Annotated in this window: 22 protein-coding genes and 1 pseudogene; 6 read left to right on the top strand and 17 right to left on the bottom strand. The window is 68.0% G+C overall.

The genetic code is table 11. The features are described from left to right. Positions 1-24 precede the first annotated feature (24 nt). The 6 genes from fusA to hppD all read right to left on the bottom strand — a co-directional run bounded on the left by fusA (position 25) and on the right by hppD (position 5,883). Complete coding sequence (gene fusA / locus ACIBH2_RS14795) at positions 25-2,130, bottom strand: elongation factor G (RefSeq protein WP_397117541.1); 2,106 nt, start codon at positions 2,128-2,130, stop codon at positions 25-27. Positions 2,131-2,306: 176 nt separating this feature from the next. Further along, positions 2,307-2,777 carry a 30S ribosomal protein S7 gene (rpsG, locus tag ACIBH2_RS14790; protein WP_014353063.1) on the bottom strand — a complete coding sequence of 157 codons (471 nt, stop codon included), beginning with the start codon at positions 2,775-2,777 and terminating at the stop codon, positions 2,307-2,309. A 1-nt stretch (position 2,778) separates the two neighbouring features. Further along, entirely contained in the window at positions 2,779-3,153 is a 375-nt protein-coding gene (gene rpsL, locus ACIBH2_RS14785) for a 30S ribosomal protein S12 (RefSeq protein ID WP_014353064.1), read from the bottom strand. 364 nt (positions 3,154-3,517) lie between these two features. Further along, complete coding sequence (locus ACIBH2_RS14780; RefSeq protein WP_397117538.1) at positions 3,518-4,081, bottom strand: DUF3558 domain-containing protein; 564 nt, start codon at positions 4,079-4,081, stop codon at positions 3,518-3,520. Between the two features lie 11 nt (positions 4,082-4,092). Continuing rightward, entirely contained in the window at positions 4,093-4,623 is a 531-nt protein-coding gene (locus tag ACIBH2_RS14775) for a DUF3558 domain-containing protein (RefSeq protein WP_397117536.1), read from the bottom strand. A gap of 39 nt (positions 4,624-4,662) precedes the next feature. Further along, positions 4,663-5,883, bottom strand: a complete 1,221-nt coding sequence (gene hppD, locus ACIBH2_RS14770; protein WP_397117534.1) for a 4-hydroxyphenylpyruvate dioxygenase — start codon at positions 5,881-5,883, stop codon at positions 4,663-4,665. A gap of 146 nt (positions 5,884-6,029) precedes the next feature. Here hppD and ACIBH2_RS14765 point away from each other — a divergent pair, with 146 nt between their 5' ends. Further along, a complete protein-coding gene (locus ACIBH2_RS14765; protein ID WP_397117532.1) occupies positions 6,030-6,548 on the top strand; it encodes an Lrp/AsnC family transcriptional regulator in 519 nt (172 codons plus the stop codon). A 2-nt stretch (positions 6,549-6,550) separates the two neighbouring features. Here the strand turns inward: ACIBH2_RS14765 and ACIBH2_RS14760 are convergent, their stop codons facing one another. The 7 genes and pseudogenes from ACIBH2_RS14760 to ACIBH2_RS14730 all read right to left on the bottom strand — a co-directional run bounded on the left by ACIBH2_RS14760 (position 6,551) and on the right by ACIBH2_RS14730 (position 13,760). Continuing rightward, positions 6,551-7,198, bottom strand: a complete 648-nt coding sequence (locus ACIBH2_RS14760) for a GntR family transcriptional regulator (protein WP_397117530.1) — start codon at positions 7,196-7,198, stop codon at positions 6,551-6,553. Positions 7,199-7,226: 28 nt separating this feature from the next. Further along, entirely contained in the window at positions 7,227-8,216 is a 990-nt protein-coding gene (locus ACIBH2_RS14755) for an isopenicillin N synthase family dioxygenase (RefSeq protein ID WP_397117528.1), read from the bottom strand. A gap of 10 nt (positions 8,217-8,226) precedes the next feature. After that, entirely contained in the window at positions 8,227-9,393 is a 1,167-nt protein-coding gene (locus tag ACIBH2_RS14750) for a nitrate ABC transporter substrate-binding protein (protein WP_397117526.1), read from the bottom strand. Positions 9,394-9,420: 27 nt separating this feature from the next. Further along, on the bottom strand, positions 9,421-10,257 hold the full coding sequence (locus ACIBH2_RS14745; RefSeq protein ID WP_397117523.1) for an ABC transporter permease: 837 nt from the start codon (positions 10,255-10,257) through the stop codon (positions 9,421-9,423). Continuing rightward, positions 10,257-11,058: pseudogene (locus ACIBH2_RS14740) on the bottom strand (ABC transporter ATP-binding protein). Before ACIBH2_RS14740 ends, ACIBH2_RS14745 begins: the two are co-directional and overlap by 1 nt. A 102-nt stretch (positions 11,059-11,160) precedes the next feature. After that, a complete protein-coding gene (locus ACIBH2_RS14735; RefSeq protein WP_397117521.1) occupies positions 11,161-12,501 on the bottom strand; it encodes an amidohydrolase family protein in 1,341 nt (446 codons plus the stop codon). A 146-nt stretch (positions 12,502-12,647) separates the two neighbouring features. Next, positions 12,648-13,760 carry a winged helix DNA-binding domain-containing protein gene (locus tag ACIBH2_RS14730; RefSeq protein ID WP_397117519.1) on the bottom strand — a complete coding sequence of 371 codons (1,113 nt, stop codon included), beginning with the start codon at positions 13,758-13,760 and terminating at the stop codon, positions 12,648-12,650. Positions 13,761-13,825: 65 nt separating this feature from the next. Between ACIBH2_RS14730 and ACIBH2_RS14725 the strand changes: the two genes are divergently transcribed. Then, positions 13,826-14,305, top strand: coding sequence for a nucleoside deaminase (locus ACIBH2_RS14725; protein ID WP_397117517.1), 480 nt, complete (start codon positions 13,826-13,828; stop codon positions 14,303-14,305). A gap of 3 nt (positions 14,306-14,308) precedes the next feature. On the opposite strand, the gene ACIBH2_RS14720 is transcribed toward ACIBH2_RS14725, so the two are convergent. Further along, complete coding sequence (locus tag ACIBH2_RS14720; protein WP_397117515.1) at positions 14,309-15,283, bottom strand: NADPH:quinone oxidoreductase family protein; 975 nt, start codon at positions 15,281-15,283, stop codon at positions 14,309-14,311. Between the two features lie 444 nt (positions 15,284-15,727). Here ACIBH2_RS14720 and ACIBH2_RS14715 point away from each other — a divergent pair, with 444 nt between their 5' ends. Both ACIBH2_RS14715 and ACIBH2_RS14710 read left to right on the top strand, forming a co-directional pair. After that, positions 15,728-16,501 (top strand): acyl-[acyl-carrier-protein] thioesterase, encoded by a 774-nt coding sequence (locus ACIBH2_RS14715; protein WP_397117513.1) that lies wholly within the window; start codon positions 15,728-15,730, stop codon positions 16,499-16,501. A 56-nt stretch (positions 16,502-16,557) separates the two neighbouring features. Continuing rightward, entirely contained in the window at positions 16,558-17,274 is a 717-nt protein-coding gene (locus tag ACIBH2_RS14710; RefSeq protein WP_397117511.1) for a hypothetical protein, read from the top strand. Between the two features lie 52 nt (positions 17,275-17,326). On the opposite strand, the gene ACIBH2_RS14705 is transcribed toward ACIBH2_RS14710, so the two are convergent. Beyond that, the gene (locus tag ACIBH2_RS14705) at positions 17,327-18,997 is read right to left on the bottom strand and encodes an FAD-dependent oxidoreductase (protein ID WP_397117509.1); all 1,671 of its coding nucleotides are present in this window, start codon (positions 18,995-18,997) and stop codon (positions 17,327-17,329) included. A gap of 214 nt (positions 18,998-19,211) precedes the next feature. Between ACIBH2_RS14705 and ACIBH2_RS14700 the strand changes: the two genes are divergently transcribed. Continuing rightward, on the top strand, positions 19,212-19,703 hold the full coding sequence (locus tag ACIBH2_RS14700) for a SixA phosphatase family protein (protein WP_397117507.1): 492 nt from the start codon (positions 19,212-19,214) through the stop codon (positions 19,701-19,703). 34 nt (positions 19,704-19,737) lie between these two features. Here ACIBH2_RS14700 and ACIBH2_RS14695 read toward each other — a convergent pair whose 3' ends face one another. Further along, positions 19,738-19,938: a hypothetical protein gene (locus tag ACIBH2_RS14695; protein WP_397117505.1), complete on the bottom strand. Its 201-nt coding sequence runs from the start codon at positions 19,936-19,938 to the stop codon at positions 19,738-19,740. A gap of 72 nt (positions 19,939-20,010) precedes the next feature. On the opposite strand from ACIBH2_RS14695, the gene ACIBH2_RS14690 reads away from it, so the two are divergent. Beyond that, complete coding sequence (locus ACIBH2_RS14690; protein WP_397117503.1) at positions 20,011-20,379, top strand: VOC family protein; 369 nt, start codon at positions 20,011-20,013, stop codon at positions 20,377-20,379. 98 nt (positions 20,380-20,477) lie between these two features. Here ACIBH2_RS14690 and ACIBH2_RS14685 read toward each other — a convergent pair whose 3' ends face one another. Further along, positions 20,478-21,662, bottom strand: coding sequence for an NAD(P)/FAD-dependent oxidoreductase (locus ACIBH2_RS14685; protein WP_397117501.1), 1,185 nt, complete (start codon positions 21,660-21,662; stop codon positions 20,478-20,480). Positions 21,663-21,731: the final 69 nt, after the last annotated feature.

Raw genomic sequence — 21,731 nt, 5'->3', positions numbered from 1 at the left:
TCGCAAACCCGCCCCGACAGCGAATTACTCGCCGGTCGCCTTGGCGATGATCTCCTTCGACACGTTGGCCGGAACCTCCGCGTACGAATCGAACACCATGGAGAAGTTCGCCCGGCCCTGGGTCTTGGACCGCAGGTCACCGATGTAGCCGAACATCTCCGAGAGCGGAACCAGCGCCTTGACGACACGGGCACCACTGCGCTCCTCCATGGCCTGGATCTGGCCACGGCGAGAGTTCAGGTCGCCGATCACTTCGCCCATGTAATCCTCGGGCGTGGTGACCTCGACGGCCATGAGCGGCTCGAGGATCACCGGACCGGCCTTGCGGGCCGCTTCCTTGAGGGCCATCGCACCCGCGATCTTGAACGCCATTTCCGAGGAGTCGACCTCGTGGTAGGCGCCGTCGAGCAGGGATGCCTTCACATTGACCAGCGGGAAGCCAGCGAGCACGCCGTACTGCATGGCGTCCTGGATACCGGCGTCCACCGAGGGGATGTACTCGCGCGGAACGCGGCCACCGGTGACCTTGTTCTCGAACTCGTACGTCGCGCCGTCCTCGGCGTCGGTCAGCGGAGCCAGAGCGACGATCACGCGGGCGAACTGGCCCGAGCCACCGGTCTGCTTCTTGTGGGTGTACTCGTACTTCTCGACCGTCTTGGTGATGGTCTCGCGGTACGCCACCTGCGGCTTACCGATATTCGCCTCGACCTTGAACTCGCGCTTCATGCGGTCGACGTAGATATCGAGCTGGAGCTCGCCCATACCGCCGATGACGGTCTGGCCGGTCTCCTGATCCAGCTTCACGTTGAAGGTGGGGTCCTCCTCCGCGAACTTCTGGATGGCGGTGCCCAGCTTCTCCTGGTCGGCCTTGGTCTTCGGCTCGATGGCCACCTCGATGACCGGGTCCGGGAAGGTCATGGACTCCAGCACGATCTGGTTCTGCGGATCGCACAGGGTGTCACCCGTGGTGGTGTCCTTCAGGCCGATGACCGCGTAGATGTGGCCAGCGACGGCTTCGGGAACCGGGTTCTCCTTGTTGGAGTGCATCTGGAACAGCTTGCCCAGACGCTCCTTCTTGCCCTTGGTCGCGTTGATGACCTGAGCGCCGGAGTCGACCTTGCCGGAGTACACACGGACGTAGGTCAGCTTGCCGAAGAAGGGGTGGGTCGCGATCTTGAACGCCAGGGCCGCGAAGGGCTCCTCCGAAGACGGACGGCGAACCAGGACCTCGTCCTCCTTGCCGGGCACGTGGCCCTGCACGGACTCGACATCCAGCGGCGAGGGCAGGTAGTCGATGACGGCGTCGAGCATGGGCTGCACGCCCTTGTTCTTGAACGCCGAACCGCAGAGCACCGGGTAGAGCTCCGAGTTCACGGTCATCTTGCGGATGGCGCCCTTGATCTCCTCGATCGAGAGCTCCTCACCGCCGAAGAACTTCTCCAGCAGCGCCTCGTCCGACTCGGCGACGGTCTCGAGCAGCTCCTGACGGTACTGCTCGGCCTTCTCCTGCAGATCGGCCGGGATCTCGACGACCTCGTACTGCTCGCCGAGCTTGGTCTCGCCACGCCACACCTTGGCGTTGTTCTCGACCAGGTCGACGATGCCCTCGAAGGTGTCCTCCGCGCCGATGGGGAGCTGGAGCACCAGCGGACGCGCGCCCAGGCGGTCCTTGATGGTCTGCACGGTGAAGTAGAAGTCCGCGCCGAGCTTGTCCATCTTGTTGACGAAGCAGATGCGCGGCACGTCGTACTTGTCGGCCTGACGCCACACCTGCTCGGACTGGGGCTCGACACCCTCCTTGCCGTCGAAGACGGCAACGGCACCATCGAGCACGCGCAGCGACCGCTCCACCTCTACGGTGAAGTCGACGTGCCCGGGGGTGTCGATGATGTTGATCTGGTTGTCTTTCCAGTAACAGGTCGTCGCGGCCGACGTGATCGTGATACCGCGTTCCTGCTCCTGCGCCATCCAGTCCATGGTGGCGGCACCATCGTGCACCTCACCGATCTTGTACGTGATGCCGGTGTAGAAGAGGATGCGTTCGGTGGTCGTCGTCTTACCGGCATCGATGTGCGCCATGATGCCGATGTTGCGGACCCTGTTCAGGTCGGTGAGCACTTCCTGTGCCACGGAAATCTTCCCGTCTCGTTAGCTAGGTGGGATCTTCGGGAACGACCCTGGCTTCCCCAGCGGTCATCACTGTGTCTACGCCCGGCGCGGTGATTCGGTGCCGTGGACGACACCGCCGTCGCGCCGGACTGCGACTCGATTCCCGGCACATCCGAAACGGGGTGCCGGGTGTCGAATCACCAGCGGTAGTGCGCGAACGCCCGGTTGGACTCGGCCATCTTGTGGGTGTCCTCGCGACGCTTCACCGAAGCGCCCAGGCCGTTGCTGGCATCGAGGAGCTCGTTGGCCAGACGCTCGACCATGGTCTTCTCACGACGCGCGCGGGAGAAGTTGACCAGCCAGCGCAGCGCCAGGGTGTTGGCGCGGCCCGGACGGACCTCGACCGGCACCTGGTAGGTGGCGCCACCGACGCGGCGGGGCTTCACCTCGAGCGACGGCTTGACGTTGTCCAGCGCGCGCTTGAGGGTCACGACCGGATCGGTGCCGGTCTTCTCGCGAGCCTGCTCGAGGGCACCGTAGACGATGCGCTCGGCGGTCGACTTCTTGCCGTCCAGCAGGATCTTGTTGACCAACTGGGTCACCAGGGGCGAACCGTAGACCGGGTCGTTGATCAGCGGACGCTTGGGAGCGGGGCCCTTGCGCGGCATATCAGCTCTTCTCCTTCTTGGCGCCGTAGCGGCTGCGAGCCTGCTTGCGGTTCTTCACACCCTGGGTGTCGAGCGAGCCGCGGATGATCTTGTAACGCACACCCGGGAGGTCCTTCACACGACCGCCGCGGACGAGCACCATCGAGTGCTCCTGCAGGTTGTGGCCCTCACCGGGGATGTAAGCCGTGACCTCGACCGCGCTGGTCAGGCGAACACGCGCGACCTTGCGGAGCGCGGAGTTCGGCTTCTTCGGGGTCGTGGTGTACACGCGAGTGCACACGCCACGACGCTGCGGGCTCCCCTTCAGGGCCGCAGTCTTGGTCTTGGCGACCTTGTCGCGGCGACCCTTGCGGACCAGCTGGTTGATGGTTGGCATAGACCGGCTTTCCTTTTAGTAACCAGGTGACTGGAACTTCATGTCTTTGTCATTCGAGCTTTACCGCCCAGTTCCCGCGGCATTTCATTGCCACGAGGTCGGGCGTGTCGCGCGCAGCGAACGGTCCGTTTTCAGGACACGCTGGAACGGTCAGCCGCTCTCGCTGGCCTACGTACTGCGCACAAACTTGCCCGCATGCTTCCGGGCACAGCGATCCACGATACCCGTGCGCGTTTCCGGGAGCAAAAAGGGGTCCCGGCAACCGTAGCGCAGCACGGCAGGTAGAGGGCGTGCAGGGCGTCTCACGGGGCGAGACGGACAGGGCGGACGACGCCGCGGGGGCGGTGGCGGACGGCGGGTGCACTCACCGAGCCAGGTTGAGGGTGAGCTCGACGAGTTTGCGCGCCGCCTCGCAGGGATCCGTATGTGCCCCTCCCGCACGGTAGTTCACCCACCAGCCGACGATTCCGGCGTCGGCGGCGGGCGCGTGCACCCCGCAGGAGTCCGGGTCGTTGGGGCGTCGGGTCTCGAGTGATCGACGGCCCTGCACCGTGATGTCGTTGGTCACATAGCCGAGGCGGTCGTTGTTCTTCTTCTCGTTGGCGAGCGAGCCGAGCTCGTACCAACTCAGCGTCACCATGCCGCTGCCGCTGGCGCCGCCGTCGAGATCCCACATGCAGACCGCGCCGTTGAAGGACGGGCTCACGTAGATGCCCTCGCCGACGGTCTTGCCGATGTCGTCGAGCGAGACCACCTCGCATTCGCGCAGCAGTTTGTCGAAATTGGTGTTGAGGCGGCCGCCGCCGTCGCCGGTGGTGCCGCCCGCCGGGAGGGCGGTGCCCTCGATGGTCTTGCCGCAGCCGCCCACGACGGCGGTCAGCGCGAGCGCCGCCAGCAGCGCGCCGGTGATCCTGGTGCCACGCGTCATGCCGGTGCCCCTCATCCGAGTCGCGCCACGGTCAGCTCGGCCAACTTGCGGGTGCGGTCGCACGGGTTGCCGAGGTTGTCCCCGCTGAACAGGCCGTAGGACATGGACCATTCGAAGAAGTCGTCGTCGAGCTGGACGGCCAGATCGCAGACCCGATTGCTGGGGTCGAGGGCCTGGAAGCCCGGTTTGCCGCCCACCTCGATGGTCTCCGGATCGCGACCGACACTGGCCACCCACGCCTTCTCGCGGTCGATGGGGCTGCCACGATAGGACGCGAAAGTGACGCTGGAGGAACTGGATCCGGCGGCCTGATAGTTGCAGCCGACGGAGTTCTTGAAGACCCGAGACAGCGAGCCGAGACCGCCGATATCGCGGACCTCGTCATCGGTGACGTGCCCGCACTCGCCGACGAAGGGTCCCAGGGTCGCGACTTTCGGGGGTGTCCGCAGCACGGTCGGGGTGTCGTTCTCACTCTTCCCCCCGCATGCCGACAGCAGCAATGCGAAGGTCATCCCCGTGACGATCGCCGATGTCATCCGCATGCCGTGAACTCTACCGAGTCTTGGGGTTCCGGCTCGCGCTCAGAGGTTTCCGCGCGACTCCTGTTCACGCTCGATGGCCTGGAACAGCGCCTTGAAATTGCCCTTGCCGAAGCCGAGGGAGCCGTGCCGCTCGATGAGCTCGAAGAATACGGTCGGCCGGTCGGTGATCGGTTTGCAGAAGATCTGGAGCAGATAGCCGTCCTCGTCGCGGTCGACCAGGATGCCGCGGCGCTGCAACTCCTCCACGGGCGCCCGGACGTGGCCGATGCGGGCGCGCAATTCCGGGTCCTCGTAGTAGGAGTCGGGGGTCTCGAGGAATTCGATGCCCTCGCGGCGCAGGCAGTCGACGGCGCGCAGGATGTCGCCGGTGGCCAGGGCGATGTGCTGGACGCCCGGTCCCCGATAGAACTCCAGGTACTCGTCGATCTGAGAACGCTTGGGGCCGTTGGCCGGTTCGTTGAGCGGGAACTTGACCCGGTGGTTGCCGTTGGCGACGACCTTGGACATGAGGGCCGAGTATTCGGTCGCGATATCGTCGCCGACGAATTCGGCCATGTTCTCGAAACCCATGACGCGGCGGTAGAACTCGACCCACTCGTCCATGCGGCCGAGTTCGACATTGCCGACGACGTGGTCGATGGCCTGGAAGAGGCGGCGCGGGTCGTCGGGGCGCGGACGGTAGTGCGAGGTGCGCGCGATATATCCGGGCAGGTACGGCCCGTGGTAGCGGGAGCGGTCGACGAGGGTGTGCCGGGTCTCGCCGTAGGTGGCGATGGCGGCGGAGCGCACGGTGCCGAATTCGTCTGTGTCGTCGTGGGGTTCGACGAGGACGGTCGCGCCCTGCGCGCGGGCCCGGGCGATGCAGCGGTCCACGTCGGGCACCTCCAGCGCGATGTCGACGACGCCGTCCCCGTGCCGATCGTGGTGCGCCACAAGCGGACTCGCCGGATCCACCGCACCCTTGACGACGAATCGGACGCCTCCGCTGCGCAGCACGAACGCCTTGTGATCGCGATTGCCGGTCTCGGGACCCGAGTAGGCCTCCAACCGCAGACCGAAGGCGGACTCCAGATAGTGCGCGGTCTGGGTGGCATTGCCCACCACCCACACCAGCGCGTCCCAGCCCAGCACGGGGAACGGGTCGGCGGCGGCATCGTGGTCGACCAGGCCGACGAGGCGGCGCAGATCGTCGTCGGGTACGGCGTCCGAATGCGGTCGCTGCGGCGGTTGAACAGGTGCGGCGGTGGCCTCGATGCTCATGAACCAAGGAAAAGCCCAGGATCGACAGTAGGCAATATCGCCGAATTCGAGTAGACACCCTGGTGAATTGCGTCACCAAGTTCACGTTCGTGCTGGACAATTTGAATAGAACACCTGCTGTGTTGTTGCAGAAACGGAGACCCGTCATGGCACGCACTCCCGCCAAGCTCGACGAGCTGGACCTGGCCATTCTCACGGCCATGCACGAGCATCAGAAGGCGGGGATTCTGGAGCTGTCCCGGCGCACCCGGGTGGCGCGGGCGACCGTGCAGTCGCGCATCGCGCGCATGGAGGAGGCCGGGGTGATCGCCTCCTACGATCCGCAGATCGATGTCACCGCAGCGGGTTTCGATGTGGAGGCCTTCGTCACGCTGGAGATCGCCCAGGGTGCGCTGGACGCGGTGGCGGCGGATCTGGCCGCGATTCCCGGGGTGCTCGAGGCCTATGCCACCACCGGGTCCAGCGACGTGTTGTGCCGGATCGGCGCGGATTCGCATGCCGGTTTGCAGAGTGTGCTGCTCAGCATCGACCGCACCTCGTCGGTGGTGCGCTCGCACAGTGTGATCGTGCTGTCCACGGTGGTCCCCCGCCGCACCCTGCCGCTGCTGCGCACCCTCACCCCGACCGCGACGAGCAAGGCGCCCGCCTACCGCAATACGCAGTGAGGTCAGCGGCGGTCGAGCCGGGTGAGCAGGCCGTGCACATGGGCCTGTGCCGCGGCGCGGGCGTCCTCGGCATGGCCGGATTCGAGCGCCTCGACTATGCGCCGGTGTTCGCGCACCGCGATGCGGCGGTTGCGTTCCCGGGTCCACAGGTCGCCTCGGTAGAGGTGGGCCTGGGACTCCAGGCGGGCGAGTTCGTCCGCGAGCGTGGCGTTTCCGCTGCTGTCGCGGATGAAGGTGTGGAATTCCAGGTCGAGTTCGGCGTCGCGGGCACTGTCGGCGCCGTCGCGCAGATTCTCCTCCTGGGCCGCGAGCATCGCCGTGAGCTTCGCCAGATCGGCTTCGGTGAGGCGGGTGGCGGCCTCGGCGGCAGCGAGGCCGTCCAGGACCGCCCGAACCGCCAGGACCTCGCGAATCCGGGCATCGTCGACGACGGCCACGCGGGCACCGGCGTGCGGCACGGTGACCGCCAAGCCCTCGTAGATGAGCTGCTGGACGGCCTCGCGGACCGGGCTGCGGCTGACGCCGAGGCGGGCGGCCAGGGCCAGGACGCTGAGCGGTGCGCCGGGCTCGAGCTCCCCCGACAGCACCAGCTGTCGCAGCTGCCGGTGCACGGAGGGGCCGAGCAGGGCGGCGCTGGTGTCGTCGGGCATGAGGGTCCTTTCGCGGGTCGGTTCGAAGTTACCGCTGGGGGCTGTAGTTGGCCCGCACGCGCTGGGTGAGGAAGTCGGCGGCGGTGACGGGCGGGTAGGTGCCGCGCGGGCCCTGGATGATGGCGTCGCGGTCGGCCTGGGCGAAGTAGGCGATGCTGTAGCGGTCGCCCTGGTACTCGTCGCGGCCCGGGCCGCGCACGCGGTGGAAGTTGGAGGGCAGCAGATCGTCGCTCCAGCGGGTGAGCATGTCACCGATATTGCAGGTGATGAGGTCCGAGGACGGGGTGATGGAGGTCCACCGCTGTTCTTCCATCTCCTTGCCCGGGCAGACCTGCAGGCCGCCTTGCCCGTCGCGTTGGAAAAGCAGTGTGAGGCAGTCGAAGTCGGTGTGCGCACCGGCGCGCCAGCGGCCGGGGACATCGCGCAGCTCCTCGGGGACGGCGAAGTAGTGCAGCAGCCGCAGGGTGCTCTGGTAGTGCGGTGACGCCGGATCGTGTGCGGCGGTGAAGTGTTCGCGCGGCAGGCCGAGGCGGTCGGCGAAGCAGGAGAGCACGCGCATGGCGACCGTCCAGCACTCGTGTTCGAAAGCGAGGATGGCGGCGGCGAATCCGGGCAGCTCCGCCTCGCTGGGCCACAGTTCGGCCATATGCGGGCGGGTGATCTGGTAGGACTCCTTCTGGTCGGGTACGCCGATGGAGGGGCGTACCTGACTCAGACTCTCCCATCCGGCATTGTTCGCCTTGACCAGTGGATACTGGCCCTTCACCGCGTCGGGGAGCGCGAAAAAGCTTTCGGTGCGGGCGAATACGGCGTCCATGTGTTCGCGCGCTATGCCGTGGCCGGAGAGTTGGAAGAAGCCGATCTCGGTGGCGGCGGTCCAGAGCTGATCGGTGATCTCGGCGCGGCGGGCCTCGAAATCGGTGAGGTCGATGACGCGGATCTCCCGGGCGGCTTCGGCCCCGAGACCGCCCATGCGCTTCTCGCGATCGACTTCGGACAGGTCGTAACCGGTTGTCATGGTGGTCCTTTCAGTTCGCGACCGCGATGGTCGGGTCGAGGAATTCCTTGGTGACCAGGTCCCGGGCGGTGAGGGTGGCGGGGACCTGCGCGCCGCCGCGGCGCAGAATGGGCGCGAATTCGTCGATGACGCGCTGGACGCGGGCCTCGTCGAAACTGCCTACAACGCCGTCGGTCTCATTGCCGATCAGGCCCTTGTCGATGAGCAGGCGGGAGCCGAACGCGGCGAGTTCGGCGCTGTAGGGGCTGAAGTTCGCGCTCTTGGCGACGACATCGACGATGATCTCGTCGACGGGGGTCGGGTCGGCGTGGAAGCGCGCCGTGGCCCGCTGGATCATGGGGACCAGGCGTTGCAGGCAGGGGCGCAGTTCGTTCACTTTGTCGGCCCGCACATTCACCGTGCGGGCATAGCCCTCGTAGCCGACATCGCGCAGCAATTGGTAGGCGACCGGCTTGTTCCAGGCGCGGACCTCGTGCTCGTAGACGTAGGGCTCGGAATTGGCGAAGCCCTGCTGGGCGAAGGAGGGGTCGGAGACGAAGCGGGACGGGGAGTTGTCGTAGGAGGTGTCGAGCTGCTTCGCGTCCACGAGTCCGCGCCCGGCCAGCCAGTCCGGGTACAGCTGGCCCTGCGAAACCACAATGGGCGCACCGGATTTGCCGATATCGGCGATGCCCTTCCAGTCCGGATGGGTGTCGGGATCCCACATGAGCATCTGCGGGCTGTAGCGCAGCAGCGTCGTCACAGCGACGAGCGGTTGCCCTCCGGCCGCGGCGATGGCGTGCTCGGAGTGGGTGAGCCCGAGGGTGATCGAATCGTCGACGTACATCTGCGAGGGCACGGTCTGGAAGCCGATGGCCGGGCCGCCCGCGCGAATCTCCAGGTCGACGCCGGTGTCCTTACCGTCCACCGCGAGTGGGCCGGTGACCTTGTTGTTGTCGGAGTCGACGCGGTAGCCCGGACCGAGGAGTCCGAAGATCGGGCCGGAATCGGTCTCCGGCTCCCATTGGAGCTGGACGGCGACGGTGGCGGGGCAGACCCCGGCCAGTTGCTGTTCGGCCGGGGCGGGCGGCAACGGGACCGCCTCGGTCTCGGCGTCGGAGCTGGAACAGGCCGCGCCGCTGGCGATGACGAGCGCCGCGAGCGCCGCGATTCCGGCACGACGAACACAGGTGTGCATGAGTTCTCCACAGGGTGAGGATGAGAGTCAGCGACCGGAGGCGTGCCAGCGGCCGACGGTGAGGCGCTGGGCAACGGTGAAGATCGCGAAGACGGTGACGCCGAACAGGGCGGCGAGTGCGAGCGCGGCGAGCAGATCCTCGGATTGCAGTCGGGCGCGGTAATTGTCGAGCAGCGTGCCGATACCGGGCTGGCCCTTGGCGAAGAACATATCGCCGATGATCGCGCCGGTCACCGAGAGTCCGGCGGCGGTGCGCAGGCTGGTCATGATGGAGGGCAGCGCGGCGGGGAGTTCGAGGGATATCAAGCGGCGCAGGCGATTCGCGCGGCCGAGGGTGAACAGTTCGCGCAGGTTGGCGTCCACGGACTGAATGCCGAACAGCGTCATGGCGATGATCGGGTGCATGGCGATGAGGACGCACACGATGGTGCGGGCGGCGGTGCCGTAACCGAACCACAGGCCGATGAGCGGGACCACGGCGAGCACCGGAATCGCTTGCAGCACCACCGCACAGGGGTAGACCACGCGCTCGATGACCTTCGCCTGGCTCATCAGGACGCCGATGGCGATACCGAGGACCGCCGCGCAGAACAGGCCGGTGACCGCGACTCGCGCGGTGACGGCGAGGGCGCGCAGCATGACCTCCAATTTCGCTGGGTCCATGAGTGATTCGGTGAGTACGGCGTGTGGTGGCGGTAGCAGGAAGCGGCGATCGGGGGCGAGCAGGAGCAGGGAGACCGTGTACCAGGCACCGAGCGCGAGGCCGATACAGACAAGGGGCACAGCGGCTTTGCGCGCCAGGGGGGCCAAGCGCAGCACGGGCCGGGTGCGGGCGGGGACCGCAGGGAGGGCGATGCCGACCATCAGGCGGCCTCCTTCAGGGAGCGGGAGACCCGCGACACCAGATCGGTGAAGTCCCGGTCGAAGCGCAGCTCCCGACCGCGCGGATAGGGCAGGTCGATGTCGACGACCTCGTGGATGCGGCCGGGTCGGGCGGACATGACCACCACGCGATTGGCAAGGAACACCGCCTCCGAGACAGAGTGGGTGATGAACAGGGCGGTGAAGGCGTTGTCGCGGTAGAGCCGCAGCAATTCCTCCTGCATGCCCAGCCGGGTGATCTCGTCGAGTGCGCCGAAGGGCTCGTCGAGGAGCATGAGGCGCGGCTCCAAAGCCAGTGCGCGAGCGAGGGATACGCGCATGCGCATACCGCCGGAGAGCTGGCCCGGGAGTTTGCTGGCGAACTCGGCCAGGCCGACCGCGCGCAATGCTCGCGTGGCGCGGGCACGGCGGGTGGCGCGGTCGATCCCGCGCAGTTCGGCTGAGTTCCACATTGCGCGACACCTTGCGCCAGGGCAGCAGGGTGGCCTCCTGGAAGATGAAGCCGACCGAATCCGTCTCCACCGCAGCGGTTCCCGAGGTCGGGCGCTCCAACCCCGCCGCCAGGCGCAGCAGCGTGGACTTGCCGCAGCCGGAAGGCCCGACCACGGCGACGAATTCGCCGCCGCGCACCGTCAGGTCGATATCGGTGAGGGCCACGACATCGCCGGAACCCTTGCCGTCGTAGCGCTTTCCCAGGCCGGTGAAGGAGATCTCCCGGTCCCCGGTGACCGTCTCGGCTCTTCGCCCGGTCTCGGTGTCGCGCACCGTGTCGTAGAGCACCACCGCGCTCACCTTCTCTCGATCTTGTGTGCAATTACTGCGTGACTTCAGTGTTGCGGCAGTGGATTACATGCAATCGATAGGGTGTTTCCGGCGGATTAACTGTTATTGCATGCCGAGCAGTGACTTGGTCAGCGCCTGCTCGTCGGTGCGCGTGCTGCGGCCGTCGCGCACGACGGCCTCACCGTCCACCCACACCGTGTCCACCACGCGCGGTGAGGCGGTGGTCAGCAGCGTCGCTCCGGCATCACGCACCGGCAGACAGGCGAAATCGCGATCGAAGCGCAGCAGGGCCAGATCGGCGCGGTCGCCGACGGCAAGGCCGACGTGGTCGGCCGGGTCGCCCAGCGCCCGCCCGGCGCCGCGCGTCGCCAGCCGCATCATCTCGTCGAAACCGAGCAGATCGGCGCGCTGGTGGGTGACGCGCTGCAGATACGCACCCATACGCAGGGCCAGCAGCATGTCCTGGGTGTCATTGCTGGCCGCGCCGTCCACGCCGAGGCCGACTCCGATTCCGGCGGCCAGCATGTCGATCACCGGGGCAGCGCCGCTGCCGAGGCGCATATTGCTCAATGGGTTGTAGGACACCGCGACTCCGCGTTCGGCGAAGAGGCGTCGCCCGTACTCGTCGAGGTGGACGCAGTGCACGGCGAGGGTGCGCTCCCCCAGCAGGCCGCCGCGGTCCAGGTAGTCCACGGCCGAGCAGTCCGCGTGCTGTCGGCACATGTCCTCGTCGGTGGTGGTCTCCAGGAGATGGATGGAGATGGTCTTGCCGGTCCGGTCGGCGTAGTCGCGGACCGCGGCCATGCCCTCGGGGGTGAGGCAGCGCGGATTCGGAATGGCGAGGGCCGTGTCGACGCGTGATCCGGCCCATGCGGCGTCGAGGTCGTCGATATGGTCGAAGGCCTCCGAAAGCGGTTGCACCAGACGGGGATCCATCCCCCAGCGCCGCGACGCGTCGGCGCGGTCGGCCAGACCGCGGCCGAAGACCACCCGAATGCCCAGCTCGTCGAGGGCCCGCAGCGCCGCGTCGTGCACCGCCCCCGAGGGATTCGGCCACATGTGCTCGACCACCGTCGTGACACCGCCGCGCAACAGTTCGAGTCCACCGGCCAGGGCGGCCAGATAGGTCTGCTCGGGAGTGGCCGCGACGGTGAATTCGCCGACGCAGCGCAGCCATTCGAGCAGCGGCAGGCCCTCGCCCGCGCCGCGCAGCACGGACTGCTGGAGATGGGTGTGGGTATTGACGAAACCGGGGATCAGATGTCCGCCAGCGGCGTCGACATACGGAAGATCAAGGCCCGCACCGGCATTCGGGGCGATGGCGGTGATTCGGCCGTCCACGACCACGACATCGCGCCCGGTGAGCCAGCGCGGCCCCGCGGCGGTAGCGGCGTAGACGGTGACATCACCGATGACAGTGGACGATGGCAGAGCGCGCACCATGCGGCATTCCTCCTGGAAATGCGGCTGGTTCGCCCGCCCGGTGGTGGCCGGTGCCCCGCATCCGTTGCAGCCATGAACGCGGTGCCGCAAGCCTAGCGACCGGGTGTTTCCGCGCGGTAAAACCCACGGCCTCGAGGCAGGCGTCGTCAGGGGCGCAGATCGGCTCCCGGCGCGACGAATTCGACGCTGGGCCGCAGGTCGGGTTCCAGGAAGCCCAGCAGCGCCGCGGCCTCCGCCGCCACCTCGGCGCGGGTGGCGGGCGACCACTCGCCGCTCGGGCTGATGCGCAGTCGGGCGGTCTCGCGGTCGGTGAAGACCTTGTAGACGCCGCAGAGGTAGCCGTCGACGAGGATCGGCGAGACCTGGTTGGCGAAGGCGCGCAAGGGCGGTGCGCTGCCGTCGGGGACGATGCGGGTGCGGTCCTGATGGGAGAGGATGGCGTTGTCGTACCAGCCGAGCAGGCGCACGGGGGCCGGGATGTCCGGATCGGCGAGTTCGGCGTCGGCGGCGTCGTAGAGGGTGCGACCGCGCTCGTCGGTGTAGGTGCGCACGCGGTCGCCGAGCCGGGTGACGGCCGCTTTGATGCCGGTGAGTTTGGACCAGGTCTGCATGTCCATGGTGGTGGCGGGGCCGAAGGCGCGCAGGTAGCGCAGCAGCAGCTCCTCCAGCGGGTAGTTCGGGTCGAGGGGTGCGCCGAGCCAGGGCTGTACGCGGGACCAGACCGGGCGGCTGTTGTCCTTCCAGCGGCCCCGGGGCGGGGTTTGCAGCACCGGCAGCTGGTAGAGCCAGGTTTGCAGGACCGCGCCGGGATCGCGGTCGGGGTAGAGCTCGGCGGCGCGTTCGCGCAGGGCGGCGGCGCTCATGGGCTCCTCCCCCAGCACCTCCTCACCGCGTGCGCGCACCTGCTCGGGATCCAGTCCGACCATGGCCCCGTAGTTGAAACCCTTACGGAAGGGCACCTTTTCGAGCTCCGGTTGGATATGCGGGGCGATGCGCAGCGCATCGGTCGGGGTGACCAGGTGAATGGTGCCGCGCATCAAGGTGATTCGGACCAGGGAGCGGTCCTCCAATCCGGCCGAGAGCGGCTTGGGATCGAAATCGGTGATGCGGCTCCAACATCCGATGAACGGCGGCGGCACATCCTGGGCCTGCAATCCGACGAGGTGATCGCAGAGCTCCGGCACGGTCAGCGTGGACCGCTCCAGCAGATGCTGGCGCGCCAACAAGGTGCGATTCAGGACTCGGTTGGACAGCTGCATGGTTCACCTTTTCGGAGGCCGCCGGACGGGCGGTGCGCCCGCCCGCCACCACTAGCATGCAGTTCATGATCACCGAAAGCGACCTGGCACACCTGCGGCACTGTGTGGAGTTGGCGGCCGAGGCCTTGGCGGACGGCGACAATCCGTTCGGCTCGGTGCTGGTCGCCGCGGACGGGACGGTGCTCGCCGCGGACCGCAATCGCGAGACCAGCGCCGACGACCCCATGGCGCATCCGGAGATCGCGCTCGCCCGCTGGGCCGCGGCCCACCTCTCGCCCGCCGAGCGGGTGCGCGCCACCGTGTACACCTCCGGTGAGCATTGCCCGATGTGCGCGGCCGCGCACGCCTGGGCGGGGCTGGGCCGCATCGTCTACGTCGCGTCCTCGGCCCAGTTCACCGAGTGGTCGACCGCGTTCGGCGGCCCGGCCTCGCCGGTGGCGGCGCTGCCCATTCAGCAGGTGGCCCCCGGCATTCCGGTCGAGGGCCCGGCTCCCGAGCTCACCGAGGCGATTCGGGAACTGCATCGCCGCCGCTTCGCCGCCTGAGCGTCACCGGACGGCGACGACCACCTTGCCCTTGGCGGTGCGATTGTCCAGCGCCGCAACGGCTTCCGAAGCCCGCTCCAGCGGGTACACGACCGGGATAGGCGCGGTGATCTCGCCCTTGGCCAGCAGCGGCTCCACCTCGGCCCACTGTTCCTGCAGGTAGCCCGGGTTCTTCATGGCCCATTCGCCCCAGGCCGCGCCGACCACCTCGACATTGTTGAGCAGCAGGCGGTTCACCTTGACGGTGGGGATCTCACCGGCGGTGAAACCGACGACGAGCAGGCGGCCGCCGGGGGCCAGCGAGCGCAGCGAATCGGTGAAGCGGTCACCGCCGACGGGATCGAGGACGATATCGACGCCGCGGCCGCCGGTGAGCTCCTTGACCGCGGCCAGCCAGCCCTCGGTGAGCACCACATCGGTGGCACCGTTGGCGCGCGCGACCTCGGCCTTCTCCTCGGTGCTCACCACCGCGATCACGCGACTCGCACCCAACGCGACGGCCATGCGCAGGGTGGAGGTGCCGATGCCACCGGCCGCGCCGTGCACCAGGACGGTCTCGCCCTCGGCCAGGCGACCGCGCTTGCGCAGGCAGAAGTGCACGGTCAGGTCGTTGAAGAGCACGCCCGCGCCCGCCTCGAGCGAGACATTGTCGGGGAGCTTGAACACGTAGTCGACGGGCGAGACGGCGACCTCGGCCATGGCATTGCCCAGCAGGGTCAGCGCGATCACCCGGTCACCGGAGCGCACGTGCGCGCCCTCCGGCGCTTCGCGCACCACACCGGCGATCTCGCAGCCCACGACGTAGGGCAGCTGCGGCTTCATCTGGTAGAGCCCCCGGGTCATGAGCACATCCGGGAACGCCACCCCGGCCGCGTGCACGTCGATCACCACGCCCCCGGGATAGCCCGCGGGCTCCGGAATCTCGACGACCTCGATCGCCTCGGGGCCCTCCAGCTTGCTCACCACGGCTGCACGCATGCGACTACTCCGATCTACCCACCGTTGGATACGCCTCGAACCTAACCGATTCCCCCGCCCGCCGTCCGCCGCGGGCACCGGCCGATCGAACCCGACTCAGCGGTGAAGGCGGTCCCGTCGGTGTCGGGCGGCGGAACCGACTGGCCCGCAGGCGGATACACGACGGCCGTCTGGGCGTCGGAGAGCTGGAGGGCCGCCCGCGAACCTGGTACCGCCCGAACCGTGAGCAGCCCTGGAGCCCGCCACCATGCGCGCCTCCCCTGCATGGACTACTACAGGAAGGCTACGACGCTGGCCGCACCGTGTCAGGCCCTTGGAAAATGAGTAGGTGACTCGACGTGAGGGGGTCGCGCACGCCCCGTAAAGTCGTGTCCAGCAAGCACCGCACGAGAACGCGGCACACCGGATCCGCCACAGCGGATCAGTGCAGCGCGAGGAGCACCAGTGTCACTCGATCAGCCACTCGCCCCGCTGAGTCAGGAGGGCTTGGGCTTCGCCTCGGCGTGGCCCGTCCGGGCTGGCGATGTGGATCCGTACAACCGGCTGCGTCTGGACGGCGTGGCCCGTTATCTACAGGACATCGCCTGGGAAGACTTGCATTCCAGCGTCTTCCACCGCACCGACCCCGCCTGGATCGTCCGCCGCACCGTCATCGACGTGGTGCGCCCGGTCTACTGGCCCGATCGCGTCGAACTGCGGCGGTGGTGCTCGGCCATGTCCACGCGGTGGACCAATATGCGGGTCAAGATCACCAGCGAGAACGGCGGTCTGATCGAGACCGAGGGCTTCTGGATCAATATCAACGAATCCACCAATATGCCCACCCGCATCAGCGACGAGGGTTTGGCGCAGCTGGCCCGCACCACCGACGAGCACCGGCTGCGGTGGCGACCCTGGCTCACCGATCAGACGCCGCCGGAATCCGACACCGATCTGCCGTTCTCGCTGCGCGCCACCGATATCGACCAGTACAACCACGTCAACAACGCCATGTACTGGCAGGCGGTGGAGCAGTACCTGGTGGACTATCCGAAGCTGGTGGCCGCACCGCATCGCGCGGTGGTCGAGTACATCGCCCCGGTCTACGCACGCGAGCACATCACGGTGCGCAGCCGCTACGAGCCGGGCGACCGCACCGGACACCCGGTGCTGCGGCTGTGGTTCGTGGTCGGCGGCATCACCACCACCACGGTGCGCGTGGGGCCGCTGCCCGTCTGAACGTCCCTCGGCCGCGCCTACCGAAGCGCAGCAAATGCTGCGCAACGATATTGGGTATGAGACTCGCTTCCCTGACGATGCTCGCGATGGTCGTCGCCCTGACCGCCTGTGGCAATTCCTCGGATTCATCCAAGGCCACCACCAGCACCGCGGCCTCGTCCACCACGGTCACCTCCACCAGCACGCAACCGACCGGGACGTCGGCGGTCCCGCCGCCCGCGCCCCGGCCCACTCCGCACCCGACCGGCGACGTCAATTGCGGGCCGGTTACCGGAGCCAATGGCCAAAGCGCCGATGTGATCGCCTACTCCAGCCAGGCGGGCATACCCGGCTGCACCGAGGCGATCACCGTCGCCAGCCATTACGTGCAGGCCACCCGCACCGGTGACGCGACCGCGGTGGACGGCTGGACCTGTGAACCGCAGCCGGACAACGCCGTCGCGCACATCTGCTTCAAGGACGGCCTCCTTATCGGCCTGCGCGGCGCGGCCGCGCCCGTCCCGCCGCCGCCTCCCCCGCCGCCGACCACGACCCCCGTTCCGGAGCCGATCGAGAACGTCGACTGCGGCACGGTCACCGACGCGGGCGGTGGTACCCGCGGCGTCACCGCGGTCGGCACACCCGCGGGGCGGGTGGGCTGCACCGAGGCCATCGATGTGGCGACGGAGTACGTCCAGACCATCAGCGACTCCGACACCATGGACGTCTCCGGGTGGCACTGCATGCCCTCGGCGTGCACGAAGGACGGGCTCACCATCGCGCTGGGCGGCTGAAACGCGAATGGCCCCACCGGAATACCGGTGGGGCCATTCGATACGACAATGTTCAGCCCTTGGCGGCCTTGAGCAGGTTCTCCAGGCTGGTGAACTTCACGCGCGGCCGCCCGCCCACCTTGCCCGCCGTCTTCTCGGCGGCGTCGATGGCCTTCCAGCCCTCGCGGTCCACCAGATCGGGCTGCCGCTCGGTGAGCAGCGTCTTGAGGGCGGCCCGATCCGCCTGCGGCGCGGCGAGTTTGCCTTGGATGAAGTCGTCGATGAGCTGGTCGACGGTCTCCTGCGAATCGACGCGGTTGGAGCCGATCACGCCGCGCGGTCCGCGCTTGATCCAGCCGGAGACGTACACGCCCCGCAGCGGGTCGCCCGCCGAGGTCAGCACCCGGCCCTTCTCGTTCGGGATGACACCGTTGCCCTCGTCGAACGGCAGATCCGCCACGGGCTCACCGCGATAGCCGATGGAGCGCAGCACCAGCGAGGCGTCCATCGCGTCGGTGCGGTCCGAGGCCCGCGCCACGGTGCGGCCGTTCTCGGAGACGAGTTCGTTGTGCACGTACTCGACCGTCTCGGCCTTCCCGTCGCCGGTGATCGCGGTGGGAGAGACCAGGTAGCGGAACACGATTCGCTTGTTGCCCGGTGTCGGGGACTTGGCCGCGTACTCCTGGGCCAGGGTGTACTTGAGCTTCAGATGCGGTTCGACCTCCGGATCGTCCAGCAGCGCCTGGCTCTCCGGATCCAGCTGGAGATCATCCGGATCGACCACCACGTCCACACCCTTCAGATGGGTGAGCGCCATGAACTCCGGTGTGCTGTAGGCGGCCTGGAGCGGACCGCGGCGGCCCATCACCACGACCTCCTGGATATTGCTGCGGCGCAACGCGTCGATGGCGTAGTCGGCGGCATCGGTCTTGGCCAGGTCGTCCGGATTCATGGTCAGCACGCGCGCCACATCCAGTGCCACATTGCCGTTGCCGACGATCACCGCGCGCTCACCGGAGAGGTCGAACTCGCGATCGGCGAAATCCGGGTGCCCGTTGTACCAGGCCACGAATTCGGTGGCCGAGTGGCTGCCGGGCAGCTCCTCGCCGGGCACGCCCAGGTGCCGGTCGGTGGAGGCGCCGACGGCGTAGACCACCGCGTGATGGTGGGCCATCAGCTCGTCGTGGCTGATGTGCTTGCCGATCTCGACATTGAGGTAGTACTGCAGCGTGTCGCGCCGGAAGGCGGTCTCGAACATATTGGAGACCAGTTTGGTTCCGGCGTGGTCGGGGGCGACGCCCGCGCGCACCAGGCCGTAGGGCGTGGGCAGCCGGTCGAACAGCTCCACCTCCACGTCGGCGCGGCGCAGCAGCTCCTCGGCGGCGTAGCAGGCGGCCGGGCCCGCGCCGACGATCGCCACGCGCAGGGTGCCGAGCTCCTTGGGCGCGCGGGTCGGGGCGACCAGCGGCTCGAAGTTCGACTCCAGCGGATGGCGCTCGAAGTAGGCGGCGTTGACATCGCGGAACCGCGCCAGCGAGGCGGTCAGGTCGTCCTCGGAGAAGATGGCCTCCACCGGGCAGGCGTCCACACACGCGCCGCAGTCGATGCAGGTGTCGGGGTCGATGTAGAGCTGCTCGGCCGTCGCGAATTCAGGCGATTCGGGCGTGGGACGAATGCAGTCGACCGGACACTCGGGTACGCAGCTGGCGTCGTTGCAACAACGCTGCGTGATCACATAGGCCATATCTCGCAGATCCTCGAAACAGTCGCGGTGCTACCGGCTCGGGTTCGAGCAGGGGCGGTAGAACACGTTCTAATATATGCGTGGTTCCGGCGCTAGTCGGCACTCCGATGTGACGCCGTACTTCAGTGTGCCTCGAGAGTGACGGACATCTCTTGTCGGGCACCGCCATGCCACATTGTGAGACGGCTCTCGGGGGGCCGCTACGGTATTGGCCATGGTGCGGACCCTGATCCTCATGCGGCACGGCAAATCCGGCTATCCCGAGGGCGTCGCCGACCACGACCGGCCGTTGGCACCGCGCGGCCGCCGCGAGGCGGGTCTGGCCGGGGACTGGTTGCGCGAGACGCAGCCGGAGATCGACGCCGTGCTGTGTTCGACCGCGACGCGCACGCGCGAGACGCTCACGGCGACCGGCATCACCGCGCCGGTGTCGTTCGAGAAATCCATCTACGAGGCATCGCCACGCGCGCTGATCGAATTGATCCAACTCGCCGACGATGCGGCGCAGACGCTGCTGGTGATCGGGCACGCGCCCGGAATGCCATGGACGGCATGGGAATTGGCGGGCAATCGGGACTGCCTCGCGGCCGCGGAGATGAGCGCGAAGTTCCCGACCTCGGCGCTGGCCGTCCTGGAGTTCGACCGGGCATGGCGCGACGCCGATCCGGGCACGGGCGAACTGGTGCGTTTCCACGTGCCGCGCTGAGCTTTTCGGCTTTCGCGCTCGGCGATTCTCGCCCTCAGCCGAGCAGTTTGCCCTTCCACACCACCACGCCGCCGAAGACGAGCAGCAACAGCAGCGCCGGGAAGAAGCCCAGCAGCCACCACACCACCGCGAAGGCCGCCGCCACGGGCAGCGCCGCGATGACGGCGATGACCGGATTCTCCTTGACCGTCTCCAGTGCGGAACGCGCCCGGATGCGATCGATATCTTTTGCCATGAGCACCAGAGTAGGCGGGAAATCGCGGTCGAAGCGGGTATCGGTGTCGGTGGTCGGTGGGACCCTCGAACAATGGATTGGAAAATCGAACTCGTCGCTATCCCGGTCTCCGATGTCGATCGCGCCAAGGACTTCTACACCAAGATCGGTTTCAATGCCGATCACGACGCCAGCCCCTCACCAGGCGTGCGCTTCGTCCAGCTGACGCCGCCCGGTTCCGGCTGCTCGATCTGTATCGGCACGGGTCTCACCGAGGCCGCCCCCGGCAGCGTCGAGGGCATGCAGATGGTGGTGGAGAGCGCCGAGCGGGCCTACGAGCAGCTCGTCGCCGCCGGGGTGGAGGCCACCCCGGTCAAGGACGAGGGCTGGGGCCTGTTCACCTACTTCGCCGATCCGGACGGCAACAAGTGGGCCGTGCAGGAGATGCCGAAGCAGTGGTGACGCGAGGGGGCGGCGGCCCGATGCGCGGGCGGCCGTCCCACCGCCGGTGATCCGACCCGAAGACGCCGGGCCGCACACCGTGGCCGGGTGCCGCATGCTCACGCGGTGACCGGCTGGGCCGCCTCGGTCACCACGACGTGACGGCGGCGGGTAGGCATCATCATGGTCGGGTTGGCGATGCTCCAGACCGTGGCCGAGCAGATGAGTTCCTTGATCCGCGCGCCGAGGCCGCCGGTGAGCACCGTGGAGGTGGGCTCGTCCGCGGAGGTCACCTTCTGGAAGATGGCGTCGCGGCGACCGAGGCTGATGCACTGCGCGTTGTAGCCGATCGGGGCCTCGGGCACCTTACGGCCGGTCAGGCGCGCGGCGAGCGCGTCGGCGGCCTGCATGGCCATCGGGGTGGCGGTGGCGCAGCCCATTCGCAGCGCCTTGCCGCCCACGCCCTCGGCATGCGCGGCGTCGCCCACGGCGTACACGTCGGGGTGCGATACCGAGCGCATGGTGCCGTCCACGCGGATCTGTCCGCGCTCCGATACCGCCAGGGTGCTGGCGGCCGCGATCGGGTGCGTGGCGAAACCCGCTGTCCACACGGTCGCTTGAGCGTCGATCCGCCCGCCGTCCGCGGTGACCACGCCGTCCGCCTCGACGCGCGCGATATCGGTGTTCGGGTGGACGGTGATGCCCAACCGTTCGAAGGTGGCGCGCAGGTGACGCTGCGCCTTGTCGCTGAGCCAGTCGCCGACGCCGCCGCGCGCCGCGATGGTGACCGCGAGATCCGGTCGGGCCTCGGCGATTTCGGTGGCCGCCTCGATTCCGGTGAGCCCGCCGCCGACGACCAGAACGGTCGCGCCCACCGCCAATTCGCTCAGCCGCGCCCGCAGCCGCAGTGCGGCCCGCTTTCCGGCGACGTTGTAGGCGTGGTCGGCGACACCGGGGACGCCGTAGTCGGCAATGGCGCTGCCGAGCGCGTAAACGAGTGTGTCGTAAGCGATTTCGGACGCACCGCGCTCATCGGCGAGAGCGACGGTCTTGCGGTCGGCGTCGACGGCGGTGACCCACGCCCGCCGCACCGTCACGCCGGTGCCCGCGAACACATCGGTCAGCTGGCGCGCCTTCAGATCCTGTCCCGAGGCGAGCTGGTGCAGGCGAATGCGCTCGACGAATTCGGAATCCGCGTTGACGAGGGTGATCTCGGTGTCGTCACGATGCAGCCGCTTGGCGAGGCGACCGGCGGTGATGGCTCCGGCGTATCCGGCTCCGAGGACGACGATGCGGTGCTTCATGATTCGACTCCTGTCGTGGTTGGTTCGCTACCTGAACCGGACAGCGGGCCGAAACCTGACAGGGCCATG

The sequence above is a fragment of the Nocardia sp. NPDC050406 genome, from assembly GCF_044459025.1.
GTDB lineage: Bacteria > Actinomycetota > Actinomycetes > Mycobacteriales > Mycobacteriaceae > Nocardia.
This window is presented reverse-complemented; position numbering and strand designations above follow the sequence as displayed.